The 2,351-nt window shown below is 64.0% G+C and carries 2 protein-coding genes; one reads left to right on the top strand and one right to left on the bottom strand.

Annotation, left to right across the window (positions count from 1 at the left end):
• Positions 1-240 precede the first annotated feature (240 nt).
• Positions 241-1,494 carry a cysteine desulfurase gene (locus tag ACFMO5_RS02505; protein WP_376791196.1) on the top strand — a complete coding sequence of 418 codons (1,254 nt, stop codon included), beginning with the start codon at positions 241-243 and terminating at the stop codon, positions 1,492-1,494.
• Positions 1,495-1,622: 128 nt separating this feature from the next.
• Here the strand turns inward: ACFMO5_RS02505 and ACFMO5_RS02500 are convergent, their stop codons facing one another.
• The gene (locus ACFMO5_RS02500) at positions 1,623-2,261 is read right to left on the bottom strand and encodes a hypothetical protein (protein ID WP_376791195.1); all 639 of its coding nucleotides are present in this window, start codon (positions 2,259-2,261) and stop codon (positions 1,623-1,625) included.
• Positions 2,262-2,351 lie beyond the last annotated feature (90 nt).

The following is a 2,351-nucleotide window of genomic DNA, read 5'->3' as shown; positions in this document are numbered from 1 at the left end:
CATATGCGGCCCGCCCCTCATAGAAACTTCGTAGAGGAAGCTTGAGGGTCCCAGGGGGCCGGGGGAAACGAGCAAAGCGGGCGCTAACGCGCCTTGCTCCAAACGGCCCCCAGCCCCGATGGTAAAATGGAAACGAGGTGGTCACCTCACCCGGTGATAGTTATTGTTCTTCGCGGGATGCGGGCCGCTGAAAGGGGTGACTGCCAGAAACGATGGTGCGTGAAAACCCTGGAGGACCACATGAAGAGTGTGGCGCTGCGAACTGAGCTTGATGTTGAGCGCATCCGGGCGGATTTTCCCATCCTCCATCAAACCATCAATGGAAAACCCCTGGTCTTCCTGGACAGCGCGGCCAGCTCCCAGAAACCGATCCCGGTTATCGAGGCGATGAACGAATACTACCGGACAACCCACGCCAACGTTCACCGGGGGGTCTATGCGCTGAGCGAACGGGCGACCGCTCTTTATGAGGAGGCCCGCCGCAAGATCGCCGCCTTCATCGGTGCGACCTCCCCCAAGGAGATCATCTTCACCCGTAATACCACCGAGGCCATCAACTTGGTCGCCTACGCATGGGCCCGTCACTTTCTCCGAGAGGGAGACGAGATCCTCCTCACCGAGATGGAGCACCATAGCAACTTAGTCCCCTGGTTCCTGATCGCCCGAGAGAAGGGGCTCCGCATCCGTTATATCCCCATCGACGAGGAGGGCCGCCTGCGGCTGGATCTCCTGGATGCGCTGCTCACCGAGCGGACCCGCCTGGTGGCGGTGACCATGATGTCCAACGTGCTGGGGACCATCAACCCGCTCCGGCCGATCATCGAGAAGGCCCACGCGGCCGGGGCCGTGGTGCTGGTGGATGGGGCGCAGGGAGTGCCCCATATCCCCGTGAACGTTCAAGAGCTGGGATGTGAGTTCCTGGCCTTCTCAGGCCACAAGATGTGCGGGCCGACCGGCATTGGGGTGCTATGGGGGCGACGGGAGTTGCTGGAAGCCATGCCCCCCTTCCTGGGCGGTGGGGATATGATCCGCCGGGTCACCTTTGAAGGCGCGGAGTGGAATGAGTTGCCTTACAAATTCGAGGCAGGGACCCCAGCGATCGCCGAGGCGATTGGACTGGGCGCGGCAGTGGACTATCTCCGCAGCATCGGCCTGGAGGCCATTCACCGCCACGAGCAGGCCCTGGCCGCTTACGCGATGGAACGGTTGAGTGAAATTCCGGGTATCCGGATCGTCGGCCCACCCCCAACCGAGCGCGGCGGCGTCGTGGCCTTCGCGATGGACCGAGTGCACCCCCATGACATCGCCACCATCCTGGACCGGGAGGGCATCTGTATCCGGGCGGGCCATCATTGCGCGATGCCCTTGCATGAACGCCTGGGCCTGACCGCAACCGCCCGAGCAAGCTTCTATCTGTATAACACACTGGAGGAAGTCGACCGGCTGGTCGAGGGGCTGGAGGTGGTGCGTAGGATCTTCTATCGGGCAAGCTGAACCCCTAAGGGATTCCACCTTTCATAGGCTGGGCCTTCGTCCCCGGCCTAGCTTATGGACATCCTTTAGCTATGGCCTCAGCTCCATCCAAGAGCGCGTTCCCAACAGGGGAAAGCCGGGGAGAATCGTTACCCGGGCGGCAACAATTCTCCGGGCGGCACCTGTTCTCCCCCGGCCGTGAGCAGACCGATGCCAAACTTCCGCGCCGCTTCCTCAGCCCCTTCATCCACACGGATACCAAACGCATAAACCAGATAAGGCCCCCTCACGCCCGCTGCGGCAAGACTGCGCCGGAAGCCCTCAGAACGCATACGATTCGCCCAATCTTCAATGGCTCGCCAACTCTGGCGTACTTTCGCTTCCACAACCACCCAAATCACCTGCCCATCCTTTTCCGCGGGCACCACTACATCCACCTCACCATCCCATGCCACTAAGCGGGGCTCTGCTAACAGGCGATAGCCCTTCCGAGGCAGTATCACCCGTAGCACACTTTCAGCCCCCTCCTCTGCGGTTGCTCCCACAACCCGGGACAACCGGCCCACCTCGCTGCGCAGTCCCTCCACAGTTGCATCCAGTCGCTCAACCGCTTTCTCCAACCGCCCCACCCGCTCGTCCGTCCGCCGCTGGGCCTCCGCCAAGGCCGCCACCGCCTCCTCCGTCCGCCGCTGGGCCTCGGCCAGGGCCGCCATCGCCTCCTCCAACCGCCCCACCCGCTCCTCCGTCCGCCGCTGCGCCTCGGCCAGGGCCGCCACCGCCTCCTCCAACCGCCCCCCCCGCTACTCCCTCCGCCCCTGCGCCACGGCCAGGGCCCCCACCCCCACCACCAACCCCCCCCCCCCCGCCACCCTCCCCCC

This window comes from Thermoflexus sp. (assembly GCF_042408365.1).
Lineage (GTDB): Bacteria > Chloroflexota > Anaerolineae > Thermoflexales > Thermoflexaceae > Thermoflexus.
This window is presented reverse-complemented; position numbering and strand designations above follow the sequence as displayed.